The 21663-nt window shown below is 33.0% G+C and carries 25 protein-coding genes; 11 read left to right on the top strand and 14 right to left on the bottom strand.

The genetic code is table 11. The annotated features are described in order from the left end of the window. Positions 1–122: 122 nt before the first annotated feature. The gene (locus tag VOI54_RS13230) at positions 123–446 is read left to right on the top strand and encodes a YbaB/EbfC family nucleoid-associated protein (protein WP_326283312.1); all 324 of its coding nucleotides are present in this window, start codon (positions 123–125) and stop codon (positions 444–446) included. Between the two features lie 52 nt (positions 447–498). Here the strand turns inward: VOI54_RS13230 and VOI54_RS13225 are convergent, their stop codons facing one another. Beyond that, on the bottom strand, positions 499–1530 hold the full coding sequence (locus VOI54_RS13225) for a threonine aldolase family protein (protein WP_326283311.1): 1032 nt from the start codon (positions 1528–1530) through the stop codon (positions 499–501). A gap of 105 nt (positions 1531–1635) precedes the next feature. Here VOI54_RS13225 and VOI54_RS13220 point away from each other — a divergent pair, with 105 nt between their 5' ends. Further along, the gene (locus VOI54_RS13220) at positions 1636–2946 is read left to right on the top strand and encodes a CoF synthetase (RefSeq protein WP_326283310.1); all 1311 of its coding nucleotides are present in this window, start codon (positions 1636–1638) and stop codon (positions 2944–2946) included. Between the two features lie 3 nt (positions 2947–2949). Then, positions 2950–3273 carry a DUF8692 domain-containing protein gene (locus VOI54_RS18030; RefSeq protein ID WP_503619838.1) on the top strand — a complete coding sequence of 108 codons (324 nt, stop codon included), beginning with the start codon at positions 2950–2952 and terminating at the stop codon, positions 3271–3273. A gap of 317 nt (positions 3274–3590) precedes the next feature. Here VOI54_RS18030 and VOI54_RS13210 read toward each other — a convergent pair whose 3' ends face one another. Then, positions 3591–4637 (bottom strand): sugar-transfer associated ATP-grasp domain-containing protein, encoded by a 1047-nt coding sequence (locus tag VOI54_RS13210; protein ID WP_326283308.1) that lies wholly within the window; start codon positions 4635–4637, stop codon positions 3591–3593. 447 nt (positions 4638–5084) lie between these two features. Here VOI54_RS13210 and prfB point away from each other — a divergent pair. From prfB to arsC, 3 genes are all read left to right on the top strand, one after another. Continuing rightward, positions 5085–6195 (top strand): peptide chain release factor 2 gene (gene prfB, locus VOI54_RS13205; RefSeq protein ID WP_326283307.1). Its coding sequence is split into 2 segments (ribosomal slippage): positions 5085–5147 and positions 5149–6195, totalling 1110 coding nucleotides; the frame shifts between segments, so codons are not numbered across the junction. Next, entirely contained in the window at positions 6192–6809 is a 618-nt protein-coding gene (locus VOI54_RS13200; RefSeq protein WP_326283306.1) for an HAD family hydrolase, read from the top strand. Before prfB ends, VOI54_RS13200 begins: the two co-directional genes overlap by 4 nt. Beyond that, complete coding sequence (gene arsC / locus VOI54_RS13195; RefSeq protein ID WP_326283305.1) at positions 6809–7150, top strand: arsenate reductase (glutaredoxin); 342 nt, start codon at positions 6809–6811, stop codon at positions 7148–7150. The genes VOI54_RS13200 and arsC overlap by 1 nt, the downstream gene beginning before the upstream one ends. Positions 7151–7240: 90 nt before the next feature. Here the strand turns inward: arsC and VOI54_RS13190 are convergent, their stop codons facing one another. Then, positions 7241–7414 carry a hypothetical protein gene (locus tag VOI54_RS13190; protein WP_326283304.1) on the bottom strand — a complete coding sequence of 58 codons (174 nt, stop codon included), beginning with the start codon at positions 7412–7414 and terminating at the stop codon, positions 7241–7243. A 94-nt stretch (positions 7415–7508) separates the two neighbouring features. After that, complete coding sequence (locus VOI54_RS13185; RefSeq protein WP_326283303.1) at positions 7509–8150, bottom strand: peroxiredoxin; 642 nt, start codon at positions 8148–8150, stop codon at positions 7509–7511. Between the two features lie 187 nt (positions 8151–8337). Here VOI54_RS13185 and fumC point away from each other — a divergent pair, with 187 nt between their 5' ends. Then, positions 8338–9735 carry a class II fumarate hydratase gene (gene fumC / locus VOI54_RS13180; protein ID WP_326283302.1) on the top strand — a complete coding sequence of 466 codons (1398 nt, stop codon included), beginning with the start codon at positions 8338–8340 and terminating at the stop codon, positions 9733–9735. A gap of 216 nt (positions 9736–9951) precedes the next feature. Here the strand turns inward: fumC and VOI54_RS13175 are convergent, their stop codons facing one another. Together VOI54_RS13175 and VOI54_RS13170 are read right to left on the bottom strand one after the other, a co-directional pair. Then, on the bottom strand, positions 9952–10530 hold the full coding sequence (locus VOI54_RS13175) for a Crp/Fnr family transcriptional regulator (protein ID WP_326283301.1): 579 nt from the start codon (positions 10528–10530) through the stop codon (positions 9952–9954). A 184-nt stretch (positions 10531–10714) separates the two neighbouring features. Further along, positions 10715–11599, bottom strand: a complete 885-nt coding sequence (locus tag VOI54_RS13170; RefSeq protein WP_326283300.1) for a DUF8428 domain-containing protein — start codon at positions 11597–11599, stop codon at positions 10715–10717. Between the two features lie 123 nt (positions 11600–11722). Here VOI54_RS13170 and VOI54_RS13165 point away from each other — a divergent pair, with 123 nt between their 5' ends. After that, positions 11723–12733: a formimidoylglutamase gene (locus tag VOI54_RS13165; protein WP_326283299.1), complete on the top strand. Its 1011-nt coding sequence runs from the start codon at positions 11723–11725 to the stop codon at positions 12731–12733. A 64-nt stretch (positions 12734–12797) separates the two neighbouring features. Beyond that, positions 12798–13748, top strand: coding sequence for a bifunctional helix-turn-helix transcriptional regulator/GNAT family N-acetyltransferase (locus tag VOI54_RS13160; RefSeq protein WP_326283298.1), 951 nt, complete (start codon positions 12798–12800; stop codon positions 13746–13748). On the opposite strand, the gene nudK is transcribed toward VOI54_RS13160, so the two are convergent. Beyond that, complete coding sequence (gene nudK, locus VOI54_RS13155) at positions 13737–14324, bottom strand: GDP-mannose pyrophosphatase NudK (RefSeq protein WP_326283297.1); 588 nt, start codon at positions 14322–14324, stop codon at positions 13737–13739. The two genes, VOI54_RS13160 and nudK, sit on opposite strands and share 12 nt — an antisense overlap. A 274-nt stretch (positions 14325–14598) precedes the next feature. Here nudK and VOI54_RS13150 point away from each other — a divergent pair, with 274 nt between their 5' ends. Further along, a complete protein-coding gene (locus tag VOI54_RS13150) occupies positions 14599–14805 on the top strand; it encodes a hypothetical protein (protein ID WP_326283296.1) in 207 nt (68 codons plus the stop codon). Between the two features lie 49 nt (positions 14806–14854). Here VOI54_RS13150 and ettA read toward each other — a convergent pair whose 3' ends face one another. From ettA to VOI54_RS13115, 7 genes are all read right to left on the bottom strand, one after another. After that, positions 14855–16546: an energy-dependent translational throttle protein EttA gene (ettA, locus tag VOI54_RS13145; RefSeq protein WP_326283295.1), complete on the bottom strand. Its 1692-nt coding sequence runs from the start codon at positions 16544–16546 to the stop codon at positions 14855–14857. 28 nt (positions 16547–16574) lie between these two features. Next, positions 16575–16757 (bottom strand): CAL67264 family membrane protein, encoded by a 183-nt coding sequence (locus tag VOI54_RS13140; RefSeq protein WP_099566061.1) that lies wholly within the window; start codon positions 16755–16757, stop codon positions 16575–16577. Positions 16758–16864: 107 nt separating this feature from the next. Then, the gene (locus VOI54_RS13135) at positions 16865–17581 is read right to left on the bottom strand and encodes a pirin family protein (protein ID WP_326283294.1); all 717 of its coding nucleotides are present in this window, start codon (positions 17579–17581) and stop codon (positions 16865–16867) included. Between the two features lie 12 nt (positions 17582–17593). Beyond that, entirely contained in the window at positions 17594–18469 is an 876-nt protein-coding gene (locus VOI54_RS13130) for a pirin family protein (protein WP_326283293.1), read from the bottom strand. A 51-nt stretch (positions 18470–18520) separates the two neighbouring features. Next, positions 18521–18958, bottom strand: coding sequence for a MarR family winged helix-turn-helix transcriptional regulator (locus VOI54_RS13125; RefSeq protein WP_326283292.1), 438 nt, complete (start codon positions 18956–18958; stop codon positions 18521–18523). A 16-nt stretch (positions 18959–18974) separates the two neighbouring features. Next, positions 18975–19505 carry an NADPH-dependent FMN reductase gene (locus VOI54_RS13120; RefSeq protein ID WP_326283291.1) on the bottom strand — a complete coding sequence of 177 codons (531 nt, stop codon included), beginning with the start codon at positions 19503–19505 and terminating at the stop codon, positions 18975–18977. Next, a complete protein-coding gene (locus VOI54_RS13115; protein WP_326283290.1) occupies positions 19505–19861 on the bottom strand; it encodes a DoxX family protein in 357 nt (118 codons plus the stop codon). The genes VOI54_RS13120 and VOI54_RS13115 overlap by 1 nt, the downstream gene beginning before the upstream one ends. A gap of 153 nt (positions 19862–20014) precedes the next feature. Between VOI54_RS13115 and VOI54_RS13110 the strand changes: the two genes are divergently transcribed. Further along, on the top strand, positions 20015–21643 hold the full coding sequence (locus tag VOI54_RS13110; RefSeq protein ID WP_326283289.1) for an acyl-CoA carboxylase subunit beta: 1629 nt from the start codon (positions 20015–20017) through the stop codon (positions 21641–21643). Positions 21644–21663: the final 20 nt, after the last annotated feature.

The raw sequence follows: 21663 nt of genomic DNA, 5'->3' as shown, positions 1-21663 counted from the left end.
GGGGTGCGCAAAAATAATGTTTAAAGAAATAATAATTCAGTGTTTTTGAATTTTTAATAAACCACCGGAACTATTTTTATTTTAATAATTGATATTTTTGCACCAATAAAATTTAATAGATTATGTTTGGAGATATGATGAACATGATGGGTAAACTTAAAGAAACCCAACAAAAAGTTGAGGATACTAAAAAGCGTTTAGATACAGTATTGATTGATGAAACCAGTAATGACAATAAGCTCAAAGTTACTTTAACCGCCAATAGAACTATAAAATCTATTGAAATTGATAACGAGCTATTACAAGACAAAGAACAGCTAGAGGATTATTTAATCCTTACATTAAACAAAGCTATAGAAAAAGCAACACAGGTTAATGAAACGGAATTAGCTGCAGTAGCCAAAGAAGGCATGCCCAATATTCCGGGGATGGATATGTTTAAATAGCTGTTAGCTGTTAGCTGTTAGCTGTTAGCTGTTAGCTGTTAGCTGTTAGCTGTTAGCTGTTAGTAATATTAAGTTTTTTTAGTTGTTGTAAAACAAATTTATGCATGTCATTTGTATAGTCTAAATGAGTGACTATTCTTAGTTTGCCTCCTCCCATTGAAATAATTTTGATATCGTTTTGATAAAGCTTTTCAATAAAAGCCACTGTGTTTATATCATCATTCATTTCAAAAATAACAATATTTGTCTCAACGGGTTCAACCGTTTTAACCATAGATAAACCAGAAAGTGTCGCTCCAATGTCTTTTGCTTTTTTATGGTCATCACTTAATCTATCAATATGATTATCTAAAGCATATAGCCCTGCTGCTGCCAGGTATCCAGCTTGTCTCATATTACCTCCAAACAATTTTCTGATTCTAATAGCATCTTGCATAATTTTAGAATCTCCAACCAAAACTGAACCAACTGGGCATCCCAAACCCTTACTCAAACAAATTGATATGGTATCAAAAACCTCCCCATATTGCCGTGTAGTTTCGCTTTTGGCAACCAAAGCATGCCACAAACGGGCACCATCAAGATGAAAACCCAGCTTATTAGCATTACATACTTTTCTGATCTCTAATATCTCATTAAAATCCCAACACGCCCCTCCTCCTTTATTTGTAGTATTCTCAATGGCTACTAAACTTGTTCTACTGTAATAATAATCATTGGGATTAATAGCATGCAAAACTTGTTTAGCATTAAACATACCTCTATCTCCATCTATCAATCTGCATGACACACCACTATTGAATGAAGCCCCGCCCGATTCATAATTATAAATATGAGCATATTTATCACAAATCACCTGTTCTCCGGGTTGTGTATGAAGCTTAATAGCTGTTTGATTAGCCATAGTACCACTTGGGAAAAACAAAGCATTCTCTTTGCCAAACATTTCCGCAATACGTGTTTCTAACCTGTTTACAGTATCATCTTCTCTAAAAACATCATCTCCAACTTGTGCCTGCATCATGGCATCCAACATGGCTTGAGTTGGTTTTGTAACGGTGTCACTTCTAAGGTCTATTGTCATAATATCATACAAAATTGGTTTTATAACCTATAAATTTATAATTAAAAATTCGGAATATTATATTTGACCCACTCAAAAACCAGACAATATTCCTAAGATTACTTTATGAATTTATTAAATTATATGAGAAATACATCCTTTTGGCTAATAGATACCCTGAAAGGAGGAAATGTTAAAACCCACTTAGATGAAATTTCCTTTGTTCTCAATAACCCTCAAAGCACTGAATCCCTAAAAATAAGACAGCAGCACTTAGAAAACTTATTAAAACATGCTTCGGAAACAACACCGTTTTATTTTGATTATAAAGGAACTAAAAACATAAATGAATTTCCCGTTATTAGAAAAACGGTCGTTCAGGGAGATTTTAAAAGTTTTCAATCAGCGCCTTATATTAAAAAACAAAACTATAAAGTATCCACTAGCGGATCCACAGGTATTCCTTTTTTCCTTTTTCAGGACACAAACAAAAGAAACAGAAACAGGGCCGACGTCTTATATTTTTCAGGTCAATCTAATTTCAAGCTTGGGAACAGACTATTCGAATTAGAAGTTTGGAGATCTCATAATAAAAAAGGTAGACTAGCCTCTTGGATGCAAAATATTACACAATTTGATGTTTCGAGACTAACCGATTCAAGAATTTCAGAATTTATAAGCATCCTTAGAAACTACAAAGGAGAGAAAAATATTCTTGGTTTCGCATCCTCACTAGAGCAAATAAGTCAATATTTAGACAGGAACTATGTGGATTTAAAGGATTTGAATTTAAATTCTGTGATTGCTAACTCTGAATACCTGAACTATTACACAAAAACTACATTAGGCAAACATTTTAATACGCCGGTCTTATCAAGATATTCTAGCGAAGAAGTTGGAGTTATAGCACAACAGACAAATCATTCTACAGAGCATTTTATTATTAATCATGCCAGCTATTATGTTGAATTATTAGATTTGAATGATGATAAACCTGTAAAACCAGGAGAATTTGGTAGAATTGTTGTTACCGACTTATTTAATTATAGCATGCCGCTAATTAGATATGATACGGGTGACATTGCTAAACTCCTTCAATTAGAAAATGGTCAAACAAAATTTGAAAAAATTGAAGGCCGGAAAATGGATTTAATTTATGACACAAAAGGTAATATCGTATCTTCTTTTGTAGTATATACTAAATTCTATAACTATTACAACTTATTAAAACAATACCAATTTATTCAACAAGGAGAGAAGGAATATGAAATTGTACTTAATATTATTGATACCTTCCCACACGAACAAGCTCTAATTGATAGTATTAAAAAAGATTTTGGTAATGACGCTAAAGTTACCATTTCATTTGTGGACGAAATTCCGCTTTTATCTTCAGGGAAGCGAAAGAAAGTTGTCAATAACTACAACAACACTTAACTTATGCTAAAAAGATACCCTTTTGCTACTATCTCATTTGCTATTTGTATATTCCTGCTAACTATAGCTTACTTAACAGGTATTAAATTTGATATACCTTTCATACAAATTGTTGGAGACCCGGTATTAACCTCAAATGTACACCCGTTTACCGGTATAATATCAAATATTGGAGTATTGGCATGGTGTACAACATCTGCAATATGTTTGTTTTCAGGTATTGTTTTATTCAAACTTAAAAAACGTAAGAAAGCTGTTTTTTTAATAAGTTCTGGAGTTTTATCCTTTATTGTTTTAAGCTCCATATGCGTTCTTTATTTCCATTAGTTAAGAACTTTTCCTGAACAGAAGTATGATCCTTTTTCCATAAGTATTCTCATACTGTGTAATGATATTAAAAACATTATCTATACTTCTGGATTCCCCAACCTTTTGATTTATAACGGTATCTTTATTCTACCTCTCTTTTGGTTAGTTGTTTGTTATTTGTTTCCACATTTACTTTAATATAAGTATGTTGATCATAAGGAGTCCAACAAAAAAACGCTCACGAATAAACAAGGAATAAATAATAGATATAACCTGAATAACCAAAAAGGCAACTCCCAATAATACCCTGTTGTTTTCATAATTTTATAAATATCTTAAGTTAAAGGTTTATAATTTTCACCTATTTCCAAAAGTTCATCAGTAAACTCTCCAAATAAAGGCCCATTAGCCAATTGTAAACTGCTTATACCCATTTTATAAGTATTATATTCAATTAAAACTGGGGCCTCTTCATAATCTATAGCAATATCCCATGCTATTAATTTAAAATATGGAACTTGTATATGCACTTTTTTCACTAATTCTTTAACCTTTTTGTATTCAGGTACTTTAAAAGTTGCAAGCCTTATTCCTGAGTCAGACTCAAAACGTTGCTCTCCGGCCTGATTAAAACCATATTGTTTCAAACTTCCATCAGGATTTATACCACATGAAATTCCACCAGAAGAACTATTATCCGTAAATGAATTAAGCTTGCCTATTCTTACAATTGAAGACAATAAATACACACTGTCATTTTTTAAATAACTTAAAACCCTTATTGTGTTTAAAGATGAAGGGTTAAGCTTCTTCATATCTGGGTGTTGCTTTACTACTTCCTGAACAATAAAATCTTTAGAATACGTTAAAAATAACTCTTTAATACTTAAAGATTTATAACTGGTTCTTCCTTTGTTAACCGAAAACCCAATTACTCCATTACCACCCCCAGATTCAATAGAGGGTTTAATTACAAGAAAATTGTTAGTTGAACATAACTCAACCGCCTCTGATAAACTTATCAATTCTTTCTGATTATAATAGAACCCATTTATGTTAGATATTATACAAGAGGGTTGCTTAACATCATTGAATAACCTATATAATAAGTTTTTATCTAGTAAAGCAGGCCATTGTAGGTGATTATTAAGTATTGGAGCTATTATAGGATGAAATATATCCTCAGGAATGTATTTGACAGAGAAGTGCTTATTAAATCCACTAAAATATTGATGCCACTGCGTTTTTATATTTTTGTATCCTTTTTTTCTATAATATTCCTTTATCGCTTTTTTTTCATTTTTACTAAGCCTTGGAGGCTTAAATCTTTTAGTTTTTATTAAAATTTTCCTCCTGTAATTCATAACAAGATTAAACCTCATAAGCTTTTTCTTCAGCTTAATTATAGAATGCAATAATTTTTTTTTAAAAAAATGATATATACCCATTGATTACTACTATAAAATGAGAGAATCTATATGTTCTCTAAATAAAACAATCCTTAAAATATCTGAACTCAACGAAATGATTAACGCGTAATTTATTCAAATTTTGAGAGTAAGTTTATACAAAATGTAAAATTTCGATAAAATCCTTCATTATTAGGCTTACATACATCAAAACGGTAATAAAATGAAAACTTAAAGTAAACTGTATTTTTCTAAAGATGTTTTAAAAATAATGTTGACACAAACAAAAAGCACAAACCTTATAAAGGTAAAAACCTAATGAACTATCATGAATATTTTGTTCATTATATGATTAAATTATCCATACAAATATTTTAAACTTAGACTAGAAAGTATATTTTTGTTTAAAATAATTATACCATGATAACCTCTGATCAAATAAAAGATCTTAATACCCGCCTAGATAAACTTAGGCACTATCTTTGACATAGACGTCAAACTTATAGAAATTCAAAACGAAGAAGAGCAAACCTTTGATCCCAATTTCTGGAATGACCCAAAATCTGCAGAATCAATTATGAAATCGTTACGTGCGAAAAAAAAATGGGTTGAAGATTACAGGACAGCAAAGACATTTATTGAAGAACTTGATATTCTATATGAGTTCCATAAAGAAGGTGAATATTCGGCTGAAGAAGTCCAGGAACAATTTGATAAATCTTCTAATTTGTTAGAAGATATTGAATTTAAAAACATGCTTTCAGATGAAGGTGATAACTTAAGCGCTGTGCTCCAAATTACAGCAGGTGCCGGAGGTACAGAGAGTTGTGATTGGGCCAGTATGCTTATGCGTATGTATTTAATGTATGCTGAGAAAAGTGGTTTTAAAGTTAAAGAACTCAACTTTCAGGAAGGCGATGTGGCTGGTATTAAAACAGTAACCTTAGAAATTGAAGGCGATTTTGCTTTTGGTTGGTTAAAAGGAGAAAACGGCGTACACCGCTTGGTAAGAATTTCTCCTTTTGATAGCAATGCCAAGCGACATACCAGTTTTGCTTCTGTATATGTATATCCCTTAGTAGATGATACCATAGAAATTGAAATTAATCCGGCAGATATTGAAATTACTACAGCACGTTCCAGTGGTGCCGGAGGACAAAATGTGAATAAAGTTGAAACCAAAGTCCAGCTAACACATAAACCTACTGGTATTCAAATTTCATGTTCAGAAACACGCTCTCAGCATGATAATAGAGCCAGGGCTATGCAAATGTTAAAATCTCAATTGTATGAAATTGAACTTCAAAAACAATTAGCACAACGTGATGATATTGAAGCCGGAAAAATGAAAATAGAATGGGGAAGTCAAATCCGTAACTATGTCATGCATCCCTATAAATTAGTTAAAGATGTTAGAACGGCTCATGAAACAGGGAATGTTGATGCTGTTATGGATGGTAATATTAATGAGTTTCTTAAATCATATTTAATGATGATGGGACAGCAAACGGAAGATAATAATCAATTATGAACAAAATAGATAGTGTAATATTTGACCTTGGAGGGGTTTTAATAGACTGGAACCCGGAATATGTCTTTTTAGAGGTTTTCAATGGAGACCGTGAAAAGATGCAATGGTTTTTTGATAATATATGCACACAAGACTGGAATGAAAATCAGGATGCCGGTTATCCTATGGCAAAAGCCACAGAAGAGCGCATTGCACTCTTTCCTGAATATGAAAAAGAGATAAGAATGTTTTATGGCAGATGGGTTGAGATGCTGGGTGATGCTATTAACGGTACCGTTGCTATTCTCAAAAAACTGATACATTCTAAAGACTATAAGGTAGTTGCCCTTACCAATTGGAGTGCCGAAACATTTCCTATAGCCTTAGAGAAGTTTGATTTTTTACATTGGTTTGAAGGTATTATAGTTTCAGGAGAAGAACATACCAGGAAACCTTTTGATGAGATATACAACCTAACTTTAAACCGGTTTAATATTAAAGCCGAAAATGCTATTTTTATTGATGACAACCTAAGAAATATTGAAGCGGCTAATAATTTGGGAATTCATGGTATTCATTTTAAATCCCCTGAACAGTTGGCAGAAGTATTAAAAACATTTAATATTCAATTATAATGATTAAAATATATCACAATAATAGATGTAGTAAGTCTCGTTGCGGATTACAAATTTTAGAAGAATCGGGAAAAGAATTTCAAATCATTAAATACCTTGAAAATGTACCTTCTCACCAGGAATTAAAGGAGATCATTGGTTTATTAGGTATTAAACCCATTGATTTGGTGAGAAAAAATGAGGCGGTCTGGAAAAGTGAATTTAAAAATAAGGATTTAACAGACTCTCAGATTATTAAGGCTATGGTTGAAAACCCTAAACTTATAGAACGCCCTATTATAATTCATGGAGATAAAGCCGTTATTGGCAGACCTCCTGAAGCTATTTCAGAAATACTATAGGCTCAGGTCTATCATCATTCCAATCCCAAACTTTATAGCAAACAAAAAGGGAGTCTTTTAGACTCCCTTTTTTATATTATGTAATTATATTTAAGCTTGACGCTTAGCTTTCTTTTCTTCTCTGATCTCTTTTAACCTTTCAATTAAAGAACCTCCTATCCAGTAAGGAATTACAAAGGTTAATAAAAAAATCATTAACCAAAACCCAATTGTTAAAATGGTTAAGAATGCTAAAAATCCTAAATACTGATCAAAATCAAACATAATTTATAAGTGTCTTTTAAAAATCTTTCGCAAAGATAATGCAAAGGAGTGGCTTATACAATATCAAATTGAAAATTATCAACAGAGTTATAAACTAGTTCAAATTAGGTTGTGGTGTCATTCTTAGATACGGTTTTATCTCCTTATAGCCTTTTGGAAATATAGCCGGAATATCTTCTGTTGCCACAGCCGGAACAACCACGCAATCTTCTCCGTTGTTCCAGTTGGCCGGTGTGGCCACTTTATGATAAGCTGTTAATTGCAACGAATCTATAACACGTAATAATTCATCAAAATTCCTACCGGTTGATGCCGGATAAGTAATCATTAATTTAACCTTTTTATCTGAGCCAATCACAAATACAGAACGCACCGTTAGGTTGCTATCTGCATTAGGGTGAATCATATCATAAAGTTCAGACACTTTTCGGTCTTCATCTGCAATAATTGGAAAATTTACTGTTGTATTTTGTGTTTCATTAATATCATTAATCCATCCGTTGTGGGACTCTAAGCCATCAACACTCAATGCTACAACTTTAACATTACGCTTATCAAACTCTGCTTTATATTTTGCAACAGTACCTAACTCGGTAGTACATACCGGAGTATAATCTGCCGGGTGTGAGAACAAAACTCCCCAACTACCCCCTAACCAATCGTGAAAATTTATTTTTCCTTCAGTAGAATCTGCTGTAAAGTTTGGGGCTTCATCTCCTAATCTAATAGCTGCCATATCTTATATTTTTTAATTATTAAATGGAATAAAAACTAATTCTACTAAATTAATAGATTTTAAAGTTATCGGGGTATAATAATAGTTATATAAATGTTAAAAAGAAGTTCTTAAAACTAACAAAAATCATGATTAAAAACCTATCAAAAACCTTAACTTAGCGACTTAAAATTTAATCTTTATAAAGATGAGTTACAGAATAGAAAAAGATACTATGGGAGAGGTTAAGGTTCCTGCTGATAAACTTTGGGGAGCCCAAACCGAACGGTCCAGAAACAACTTTAAAATTGGTCCTTCAGCATCCATGCCCTTGGAAATTGTTTATGGTTTTGCTTACTTAAAAAAAGCAGCTGCATATACAAATTGTGAATTAGGGGTTTTACCGAAAGAAAAACGTGATTTAATTTCTAAAGTATGTGATGAGATCTTGGAAGGAAAGCATGACAACCAGTTTCCTTTAGTGATTTGGCAAACCGGTTCAGGTACTCAAAGTAATATGAATGTTAATGAAGTCATAGCCAACAGAGCACATCAGCTGGCCGGAAAAGTTATTGGTGAAGGTGATAAAACCATTCAGCCCAATGATGATGTTAATAAGTCTCAGTCTTCAAATGACACCTTTCCTACGGGTATGCATATTGCTGCTTATAAGAAAATAGTAGAAACTACTATTCCTGGCGTAACACAGCTTAGAAATACTTTAGATAAAAAAGCAAAAGCTTTTAATGATGTTGTAAAAATTGGACGCACACACCTAATGGACGCCACACCGTTAACTTTAGGTCAGGAACTTTCAGGATATGTAGCACAATTAGATCATGGCTTAAAAGCATTAGAGTATACTTTATCCCATTTAAGTGAATTAGCTTTGGGTGGTACAGCTGTAGGAACGGGCTTAAATACGCCTAAGGGTTATAGCAATAAAGTAGCTGAATATATTGCTGAATTTACAGGCTTACCATTTATCACAGCTCCAAACAAATTTGAAGCCTTAGCGGCTCATGACGCACTGGTTGAAACTCATGGAGCACTAAAACAACTGGCTGTTTCTTTGAATAAAATTGCTAATGATATTAGAATGATGGCTTCAGGGCCACGCTCAGGCATTGGTGAAATTATTATTCCTGCAAATGAGCCAGGTAGTTCTATTATGCCTGGAAAAGTAAACCCTACACAATGTGAAGCTTTAACCATGGTTTGCGCTCAAGTAATTGGCAATGACGTTGCAGTTTCCGTTGGGGGATTACAAGGGCACTATGAATTAAATGTATTTAAACCTATTATGGCCGCTAATGTACTTCAGTCTGCCGAATTAATTGGTGATGCCTGTGTTAGTTTTGATATTAATTGTGCTATGGGTATTAAACCAAATCATGAGGTTATTACCAAGTTATTGAACAATTCGCTAATGCTCGTTACAGCTTTAAACACTAAAATAGGGTATTACAAAGCTGCCGAAATTGCTAATACAGCTCATGAAAATGGTACTACTTTAAAAGAAGAGGCCATTAGATTGGGCTATGTTTCAGAAGAAGATTACGATGCTTGGGTTAAACCGGAAGATATGGTGGGAAGTTTAAAATAACATCTTTTAAAACACATAATAAATTAAAAAAACAGGTAATGAGTTTACCTGTTTTTTTTTGGTTGGTTAGCTATTAATCCTTTAATTTTACAATACCCAGGATATACCCAAATATATAACTAAGAAATCTTTTAAATATTAACAAATGTTAATACCTAAACTAAAAAATTTAAACTCACAGGCTTTACGACTTATAACTCAATGACTATTAACACTTTAATCTTCTTCTTTTAATTTCTTCCTTATTCTACTTAGCTGAACAGGTGTTATGCTTAAATAAGAGGCTATATGGTATTGGGGAACCAAATGTTCTATATCTGGCATTTTTTTACATAATTCTAGATATCTCTGAGTAGCATCCATTGAAATCAACTCTAACTGCCTTTCCTCGTATTTAATGAATATATGCTCTAAAACCTTATTATATAAATTGCTAACATTTATATCTTCTTTACATAGCTTCATAAATTCCTCAAAGTTTATTTCATAAACTTTACACGCTGTTAATGATTCATAAACAAGTTTTGAAGGTTGCTTTTTAATTAACCCCGTAAAAGACCCCACAAAACTAAACGGCATAAAAAAACTTTTATTAAATTCTCTACCACTTTCATCTTCCAAATAAGCCCGCATCATACCAGATATCAACATATATATTTTACTTGGCACTTCACCGGTTTTGGCTATTTGTGTACCGGTGTCAAATTTTTTAAAAATTGCTATCCGGGATAGTTTTGAAAAGGTTTCTTCAGAAACATCAAAAAATGAATTTAAGAAATTTAGATTAGGATTCATAATTATTATGTTTGGTTAAAGCCTCCTACCTCCTACACATTCAAAGTTACTGTTTCTAACTTATCAGGTAGTAACAAATCTATAATTTACATATAAACTTGTTTAAGTGTAAAATTAATTTTTTTAATAAAAAAAACCTCAAACATGTATGCTTGAGGCTTTTACTTAAGTGTTATTTTTTATTTTACTTTAAAGTAAACTCTGAGGTAGAAACTAAATCTTTTTCATTAAAAACATTTACAATGTAGCGTCCTTTTTCAAAATCATTATCTCCATTTTGAGCAATAAATTCGCATACGTTCAAATTTGCATTTTCATAGTTAAATTTACTAATTATACTATAGTTCAGTGTTTTATCTTCAAAGGATACTTGTTCGTTTAACCCCAATGTATTATTTTTCGGATCTATAACCTGAACGTACAACTCCTGATCTCCGGCCTGTACTAAAGCATTTTTGGAAACTGTAAAACAAACTCTTATTTTATCTGCTCTTCTGGCTCTTTCTGTTGGTATAACTTTACCTGAAGTTCTTTCAATTACACCAGAACCTTTTAAGTCAACAGTATTTAAAATTGAAGCATTTTCCACGACCTCTGCTAATGCACTATTTTGTACCAACAATGAATCAGTAAAAATAGTTCGCTCTTCTAAACGAACACGCGTGCTATCCAACGATGTTGCCAAGTAAGAATTCTCAACTCTCAATGAGTCATTTTGTGCTAATAAAGCATCCATTTCTTTTTGTAAGGATGCATATTTTTGCTTATACCTCCACAAGCTTTTCACATTTGTTTCAGACATTTTTAATGAATCAATTAACCCTTGAATGCGGCCTCTGGCTTCAATTAAGTCGTTATTTGCAACCTCATTTTCGCTGATGGCCTCATCATATTGTTTAGCCATAGCATTTAAATCATTCATGACTAATTGCTTTTGTTCTGTTAAATCATTTTCTGTTTTCTTACTATTACTGTATAAATTCATAGTATAAAAACCTGTTCCTAAAAAAAGAACTATAGCAATTCCTAGTGCAACTTTAAGACCTGTATTACTTTTACTGTTTTCCATAATTAATTTGATTTTAAATTTTGTTAAAGGTAATTTAAATGTGTACCAATTTTAATTGTTTAGTTTTTTAATGCTATAAACAAATAATGATGTATTTTTAGATTCCAAAATTCGTTTATTCTTATGGACAAACTAGTATTATTTAACAATGCTACTCGAAATAAACTATTAAATAAGCGCTCTGGCGAGTCCAAATTTGGTCAACACGTTAAAATATTAACCAGCATTTCCAATATATACGAACAACTCAAAAATTTGGATGTCACCTATGTTATTTTAGGTTTGCCAGAAGACATTGGCGTTTTTGCCAATTATGGAAAAACAGGAACATCAAAGGCCTGGGAGGCAACACTCAAAGTTTTGTTAAATATACAAAGTAACAAATTTACAAAGGCAGAAAGTGTTTTAATATTAGGGCATCTTGATTTTTCTGATGAATTAATAGCGATAAAAAAATTAAATCCAGAAAGAAAAAAGGATATCGTTAAATCCAGAACTATAGTTGATAGCATTGATAAATATGTTACACACATTATTTATCAAATAGTTTTAGCTGGTAAAAAACCAATTATAATTGGTGGTGGACACAATAACAGCTACGGAAACATAAAAGGGTCAAGTCTGGCTACAGGCACCCCTATTAATGTTATAAATCTGGATGCACATTCTGATTTTAGGACTGAAGAAGGACGTCATAGTGGCAATGGATTTAGTTATGCTTTAACTGAAGGCTTTTTACAAGATTATTTCATTTTTGGTTTACATGAAAATTATACGTCTGATAAAATCTTTAAAGCCTTAGACAAACTGGAATGTATCAAATACAACACTTTTGAAGCATTGGAGATTCGCAATGAATTGAAATTTAAAAAAGAATTAAACTTAGCTTTAGAATTTGTATCGAAAAGCAAATTTGGCATTGAGATTGATTGTGATGCTATAGAAGGAGTATCCAGTAGTGCTATGTCTCCAAGTGGCTTTAGTGCAACCAAAGCCAGAAGTTTTTTGAGTTTTTTTGCAAAGCATAATAATACGCTGTATTTACATATTTGTGAAGCCATTCCTTCTAAAAAAAGCCCTCAACAAGTAGGAAAGCTTATCTCCTATTTGATTACTGATTTTATAAAAGCCTAGTTATTTTTCAATTTAAAGAATAATTTTATATATTTACATAAGTGCTTATATAAATATAAATGTTATGGATGCTTTAAGAGGTTATGGTGAATTAGGACTGGGATCCAGATTAAAACGCATTAGCGAATATGTAATGAAAGAAACACAAGCTGTTTATGACTATTATAATGTAGATTTTGACCCTTATCTTTTTCCTATATTTAAGATCATAGTTAATAAAAACGGAGTCACTAATTCTGAAATTCAATATGCACTTAAATTTACACAACCTGCCATTACTCAAGCCCTTAACAAACTTTTAAAAAAGGAGCTAATTGCTATAGTTCCTGACGAATTAGATAAACGAAAAAAAATAGTAAAGCTTTCCGAAAAAGGGAAAAAAACTTTGGAAACTTTAAAACCGATCTGGACAAGCATTGAAAAAATCATTAAAGAGTTTACGCTTGAAAGCTCATCGTCATTAATAGAACACTTAAATATTTTGGAAAATAAACTAAACGCAAAAAGCTTCAGTCAAACTATAATTGATGATATTAAAATTGAAGCAACTCATAATGTAGAGATTGCTACATATAAAAATGAATATGCTAAACATTTTTACGATCTAAATGTAGAATGGTTAAAAACACATTTTTATGTTGAGCCTTTTGATGAAGACGTTTTAAGCAATCCAGAGCAATACATAATTAACAAAGGGGGATACATTTTTTTTGCTCTTATTAATCAGGAAGTGGTTGGTACCGTAGCGCTAATGCCATTAGGAAATGAAGGTGTTTTTGAGCTCACTAAAATGGCAGTCTCTCCTAATAAAAGAGGGCGCAAAATAGGTCAGTATCTTTTACAATATTGTATAAATTTTGCTAAAGACATGAGGTTCCCCAAATTGATACTTTACTCCAATACAAAACTAGAAAATGCCATATATATTTATAGAAAATATGGTTTTATTGAAATCTCTAATGAGCAAAACAGTCCTTATGCAAGAAGTGATATTAAAATGGAATTAGTTTTCTAACAGGTTATGAATCTGTGCATATTGAAGAAGTACAATAGTTCTGGTATCATGAATTTCTCCATTCTCCAGCATCTTAATTGCTTGGATAAAAGGGAGTTCTAAAACTTCAATATCCTCATGTTCACTATCTAATCCCCCACCATCATTAACTTTCATATCATCAGTATATTCACCAACAAAAAAATACATTTTTTCAGTCATAACTCCCGGTGATGAATACGCCTCATAAACCTTTTTAACCTCTTTGAGTCTATAGCCTACTTCTTCTTCTGTTTCTCTAATAATACAAGCTTCTGGATTATCTTTATCTAACATTCCTGCACAGATTTCAACCAAAAACCCATCTTCATTATCATTCATATAAGTTGGCATCCTGAATTGCTTTGTTAAAACAACAGTCTTCTTTTTTTTGTTGTATAATAATATCCCTGCACCATCTCCTCTATCATAAACCTCTCTCATTTGATTAACCCAATTACCGCGCTTCATTAGATAATCAAAATTTAACTTTCTGAGGGTATAATAATTATCAGAAAGTAAGGTGCTTTTTATGTTTTTTATCCTGTTATTTTTCATTTTTAATCATTTATGCTCTTATTAGAACAATACAAAGAACGTTTCTTGTTATTATTAAGCATATAAGTTTTAAACATTGCTTTAAAAGCTAAAACTACTTCTTTCATCGATATTTTCATGTAATTTTATCAGATAATTTATACAATTATGGCATGTAATGTTAACAACTATATCTCTGTATTTCACCATCTAATGAATAAATATACTATATTTGATTAGCTATTAACCCAAATGTGCATGTTACATGTTCCAAGACCAACTACTTTCTCAATTTTTGACTGTACCTTTAATAAACCAATCTGTCATTGTTAATGTACTGATTATAGTTGTTGTTTTCTTTGCTATCCTATTGATTTTGGGGATAAGAAAATCTTACAAATTAAAGAAGGAAAATGAGCGTTTGAACAGTATGAATACCAAAATGCCTGATGAGGAAGAGTACAAGGATTTTACTGAAGGCCACATGTATGGTGATAACTAAAAACGCTCACTTAATTAAAGAGAGCGTTCCTTTTATATTTTTTTATTCTTTATCTGATTAACTTCTTGTATTTGATTCGTTTAGGCATTAAATCTCCTCCCAATCGTTTCTTCTTGTTATCTTCGTAGTCGGAAAAACCTCCTTCAAAGAAATAAACTTGAGAATCTCCTTCAAAGGCTAAAATATGTGTACATATTCTATCTAAAAACCATCTATCATGAGATATGACTACGGCACACCCAGCAAAGTTTTCCAAACCTTCTTCTAAAGCTCTTAAAGTGTTAACATCCAAGTCGTTTGTTGGCTCGTCCAATAATAATACATTCCCTTCCTCTTTCAATGTCATAGCCAAATGTAAGCGGTTGCGCTCACCACCGGATAGTAATTTTACTTTTTTATTTTGCTCACTTCCCGAAAAATTAAAACGGCTCAAATAAGCTCTTGAATTTACCTGTTTACCTCCCATTAGCACTAACTCCTGTTCATCACTAAAGTTTTGCCAAATGGTTTTTTCCGGATCTATATTAGAATGGCTTTGGTCTACATAAGCAATTTTAGCTGTATCACCTACTGAAAATGCGCCTTTATCAGGAGTTTCATCCCCCATGATCATTCTAAAAATAGTAGTTTTACCGGCTCCGTTGGGACCAATAATACCTACTATTCCAGCTTGCGGTAAATTAAAATTTAAATCATCATATAATAATTTATCATCATAACCTTTAGCAACACTTTTAGCCTCAATAACATTTGTCCCCAGTCTAGGGCCATTGGGAATATATATCTCAAGCTTTTCATCAAGTTGTTTTTGATCCTGACTCATTAACTTGTCATAATTTTTCAAACGTGCTTTTTGCTTGGTTTGACGCCCTTTAGCACCCTGGCGTACCCATTCTAACTCTCGTTCTAAAGTTTTTTGACGTTTTGAAGCCGCTTTCCCTTCCTGAGCCATACGTTTGGATTTTTGATCTAACCAGGAAGAATAGTTTCCTTTCCAAGGGATACCTTCTCCTCTATCCAGTTCTAAAATCCAACCTGCAACATTATCAAGAAAATATCTATCATGGGTCACTGCTATTACTGTTCCCTTATACTGTGCTAAATGATGCTCCAACCAATGTACAGATTCTGCATCTAAATGGTTGGTAGGCTCATCCAATAACAGGACATCCGGTTCTTGCAAAAGTAACCTGCAAAGTGCAACCCGACGACGCTCTCCACCCGATAGAACACCAATTTTCTTATCACCATCAGGCGTTCGTAAAGCATCCATTGCTATTTCTAGTTTCGTATCCAATTCCCAGGCATTAGCCGCATCAATTTGATCTTGTAGCTCTGCCTGGCGATTCATCAATTTTTCCATCTTATCCGGATCAGAATACACTTCTTCCAAACCAAACATGTCATTGATCTTATTGTATTCGTCAAGAATAGCAACAGTTTCGGCTGCTCCCTCTCTGACCACCTCCATTACTGTCTTTTCATCATCCAGCTTTGGCTCCTGCTCCAAATATCCAACAGAATAGTCCTGAGAAAATACCACATCACCCTGATAGTTTTTGTCAACTCCTGCAATAATTTTTAACAATGTTGATTTTCCTGAACCGTTAAGCCCTAATATTCCAATTTTAGCACCATAAAAAAAACTTAAATAAATATTTTTTAAAACCGGCGTATTTGCACTTTGAAATGTCTTGGTTACACCAGACATTGAAAATATTATTTTCTTATCGTCACTCATTAATGTTCTTTTTGTATTTGTTAATTAATTACACACGTCCTTTAAGTGCATTAAACACCCAAGCATTTGCAAAAAAGCCTATTCCCACAGCTGCAAAGCCCCAGCCTGCAACGTCGTCATATCTAAATGCGCCTAGCGCTATAAGTGCAAGTCCTACAATTATCATTATGGTAGTAGCCCACGCTAATACCGTATTCTTATTCATTGCCATAATCTTTATCTTATTTTTGATGGTTAGTCTAAACGCAAATATCGCATTTTTAAACAAAAAAGCATCCATCTTTGGATGCTTTTCACTATTAATCAAATCTAAGGTATTTAATCCATAGGAACTTCAATAACTATCACCTTTGAATCTTTGATTGCATGTATTTTAAGGTTTTCAGTTTCCCAAACTCCTACAGCATCTCTATTATCTAAAATATTACCATCTACTTCAATACAACCGTCAATGACAAAAATATAGAAGCCATTACCGGCATTTTTGACCTGTTGAAATACAGATTTTCCAGAATCTATATCAGATCGATGTATGTAAGCCTGTTGATTTATTGGTAATGCATCATTTACTTGTTTATCTTTTGGAGCTACTATAGTTAGCAATTTATTTTTTTGATACTTTGAATCAAATTTTCTTTGCTCATAGTTTGGAATCACTCCAGCTCTTTCAGGAAAAATCCACAATTGTAAAAAATTAACCTCATCGGTCTTACTATCGTTAAATTCAGAATGCGTTAAACCTGTTCCGGCACTCATAACCTGTACCTCGCCTACCTCTATAGCCTGCTTATTCCCCATACTATCTTTATGGGAGAGCGCGCCTTTTAGTGGAATTGAGATGATCTCCATATTTTGATGAGGGTGTGTTCCAAATCCCATTTTAGGTTGTACAATATCATCATTAAGTACCCGAAGCACCCCAAAATTCATCCGTTCCGGGTTTTGGTAACCAGCAAAACTAAAAGTATGATAAGACTTTAGCCAGCCATGATCAGCATAACCTCTGGAATCTGCTTTATGAACTATTGTTTTCATTCTTATAAGTTTTTAGTTTGCAGGAAGAAACCCCATTTTACCCATTTGATAATCCCGCATGGCTTCCATGATTTCAGTTTGTGTATTCATTACGTACGGCCCGTAAGTAACTACACTTTCATTAAATGGTTTTCCCGAAAGAAAAAGTAGTTTGGCAGGTTGCTGATTGCCGCTTATAGAAATTCCTTCTCCATCCTGATTAAACTCAATTATTTGGTTGTCGTCAAGCCTTAAGTTTTTAGACGCATTAACAGTAACCTCTCCTTTTAATAAATAAATCATGGATTGATGATTTTTAGGAATCGGGATGTTATAGTTCCCCGAAGCTTCAATATCAATCATAAACGCGTTTACTGAAGTTTGGGTTTTAATTCTTCCGTAAACTCCATTTAGTTCTCCTGCAATAATTTGAATGTTTACTTTGTTATCATCAGAAGAAACCAATCTGAAATCTTCATTTTTTCCGTGTTGATAATTTGCCGGAATCATTTTTTTCTCTGCCGGTAAATTTAGCCACAATTGAATGCCTTCTAAAACCCCACCTTTTTTTACAAATTCCTTTGTGGGTGCTTCTGCATGAATAATGCCACGTCCTGCAGTAGTCCATTGAACATCTCCAGCTTTAATAATACTTTCATTGCCTAATGAATCCCTATGCAATTGCTCGCCCTGTATTAAAAATGTTACTGGTTCAAACCCCCGATGTGGATGTGGACCTAGGTCAAACGGGTTATTTTGTTCTGAAACCTCATAAGGCCCATAGTGATGCAATAATATAAATGGGTCTACTCTATCTATTGATTGTGTTGGTATGGGTTGACGTAATCTAATTGGCCCCATATTAACATAATCACTTCTTCCTAATGTTTTTATTGAATTTAATTTCATAATACAAATCCGTTTTATTTATTTTCCATGGAAAATAATTTAATAAATTTTTTATCTGATTTTATCTAAGAGATTACTTAATTGGCTGGCTTCAGCATCCGTTAAATTTTCCAATAAATCATCTTTAAATTCTTTATCAATTTCATTTAATAAATCCAGTCCTTTTTGAGTAATCTCTATATGTACAACACGCCTATCATCCGGGCAAGACAATCTGTTTATTAAAGTCTTATCACAAAGCTTATCCATAAGCCTTGTAGCATTTGGCGCCCGTTCAATCATACGTTCTTTAATAGTTTGAACTTTAATGGCTTTTCCGGCGCCTCTAAGAATTCTTAAAATATTAAACTGTTGAGGAGATATTCCATAGGGTTTAAAAAATTCGTTTTGAATACTATTAATCCAGTTAGCCGTATAAATAATATTGATTATGGCTTTTACTTTATTATTGTCAAATTTTGAATTTATATCTTTTGAAATATCTCCCATGCCTTTTGTCTATTTATTAAAGTGCCATTTGAAATGTCTTTACACTTTTAATTAATTCTGAATTTAGCGCCTCATCTATTATTTTCTCTTCTGAAAAGTTAGTACCAAACGCAGGTAAGCTAAACTCTGAAACTATATTACCTCCCATATAAGGGAACCTGTTTTTAGCTATTTCAAGAACTGATGCGCCTCCTCTACCTCCCGGAGACGTTGCCATAAGCAACATGGGTTTATTGCTCCATAATTTTCCATCTATCCGGGACATCCAATCAAAAATATTTTTAAATACCGTTGCATAGGCACCATTATGTTCAGCTAAAGACAATACAATACCATCTGTTTCCTTTATACGATCTAAAAATTTATGGGCATTGTCAGGTATACCATACTGGGTTTCAAAATCAATACCATAAACGGGAAGTTCAAAATCGTTCAAATCTAAAACTTCAATACTAACGTTTTCAATTAAACCTGATGCATAAACAGCCAATTGCTTGTTAATTGATGCTTTGCTATTACTGCCTGCAAAAACTATAATGTTCTTCATTAGTTATTAATTTTTTTATTAAAAATATAAGAAACTATTAATGCTACCAACGCCAGTACAGCTCCTCCCTGTTGCCCATCACCAATCATATAGTGTGCAAAAAAGGCCAATATAAAAGCATAAAAATATCCCGCATATGCCCATTCCTTAATGATTTTAAATTTTGGGTTCCATACACCTACCAAACCTAATAGTTTTGCAATAGCATAAGGATATATTATATAGGTTGGATATCCAAAACCAGTAAATGCACCAGCTATATCATCATGCTTAAAAAAGTACATGCTTGCTGAGAATAAGACCATAACCGTTAGTATACCGGTAGCGATATAATAAACTATTTTTTGTGTTTTCATGTAAATTGTTTTTTTAAAATATGATGCAAATATATAACTAAAATATTTATTTTCCAAGGAATATATTTCCATGTAATTTATTTTATAGTTTCATTAAAAAATTAAATTAAAAATTTTTAAACTTTTGTACTTTAGCATAAAACTAAACATTTGATGGATATCAACTTCAACAAAAACGAAGATCATAATAAACTCTTACTTTCAGACCTTAACAAACGACTCGCAAAAGTTAGTTTAGGAGGTGGCAAAAACCGAATTGAAAAATTACATTCTAAAGGCAAAATGACTGCCAGAGAACGCATTGATTATTTGCTGGACAAAAACTCAAAATCTATTGAGGTTGCAGCGTTTGCTGGTGAGGATATGTATAAAGAGCATGGAGGTTGCCCTTCTGGAGGTGTAGTTATTAAAATCGGGTATATCCAAAAGAAACAATGTATTGTTGTTGCTAATGATGCCACTGTAAAAGCCGGAGCCTGGTTCCCTATAACGGGCAAAAAGAACCTTAGAGCACAGGAAATTGCCATTGAAAATAAATTACCCATCATTTATCTGGTAGATTCAGCTGGTGTTTATTTACCAATGCAAGATGAAATTTTCCCTGATAAAGAACATTTTGGGCGTATTTTTAGAAACAATGCCATAATGAGTAGTATGGGAATTACACAAATAGCTGCAGTTATGGGAAGTTGTGTTGCCGGTGGTGCCTATCTACCTATTATGAGCGATGAAGCCCTTATTGTTGACAAAACCGGAAGTATTTTTTTAGCCGGCAGCTATCTTGTTAAAGCTGCTATTGGTGAGACTATTGATAATGAGACTCTAGGCGGTGCTACTACGCACTGCGAAATTTCGGGGGTTACTGATTATAAAGCTAAAGACGACAAAGATGCTTTAGATACCATTAAGAATATTGTTGATAAGATTGGAGATTATGACAAAGCTGGGTTTAATAGAATCGATTCTAAAAAACCCAAAGAAAATCCTAAAGATATTTATGGCATTATACCAAAATCAAGAGCTGATCAATACGATATGTATGAGATTATTAAACGCTTAGTAGACCACTCTGAGTTTGATGAATACAAAGCAGGTTATGGTCAAACCTTAATAACCTGTTATGCCAGAATTGACGGTTGGGCTGTAGGTATTGTTGCTAACCAACGAAAACTTGTCAAGACTAAAAAAGGTGAAATGCAATTTGGTGGGGTTATTTATAACGACAGTGCTGATAAAGCCACTCGTTTTATTGCCAATTGTAACCAAAAGAAAATACCTTTGGTCTTTTTGCAAGATGTTACCGGGTTTATGGTTGGAAGTAAAAGCGAACACAGTGGCATTATAAAAGACGGTGCAAAAATGGTAAATGCCGTTAGTAATTCCGTTGTGCCAAAATTCACTGTAGTTATTGGAAACAGCTATGGTGCCGGAAATTATGCTATGTGTGGAAAAGCCTATGACCCAAGGTTAATTGTAGCCTGGCCAAGCGCAGAGCTTGCAGTAATGAGTGGTAACTCAGCAGCTAAAGTTTTATTGCAAATAGAAAAAGCCTCTCTTGAAAAGCAAGGAGAAAAAATAACCAAAGAAAAGGAAGCCGAACTTTATGATAAAATAAAGGCGCGTTACGATAACCAGGTGTCTCCATACTACGCTGCAGCAAGAATTTGGACAGATGCCATTATCAATCCACTTGACACCAGAACCTGGATCTCTATGGGTATTGAAGCTGCCAATCATGCTCCTGTAGAAAAACCATTTAACTTAGGCGTACTGCAGGTTTAATTTTTATAGTTTACCAGTTT

Origin of the sequence: Alterotamlana spongicola, assembly GCF_035818475.1 — a bacterium.
GTDB lineage: Bacteria > Bacteroidota > Bacteroidia > Flavobacteriales > Flavobacteriaceae > Cognatitamlana.
This window is presented reverse-complemented; position numbering and strand designations above follow the sequence as displayed.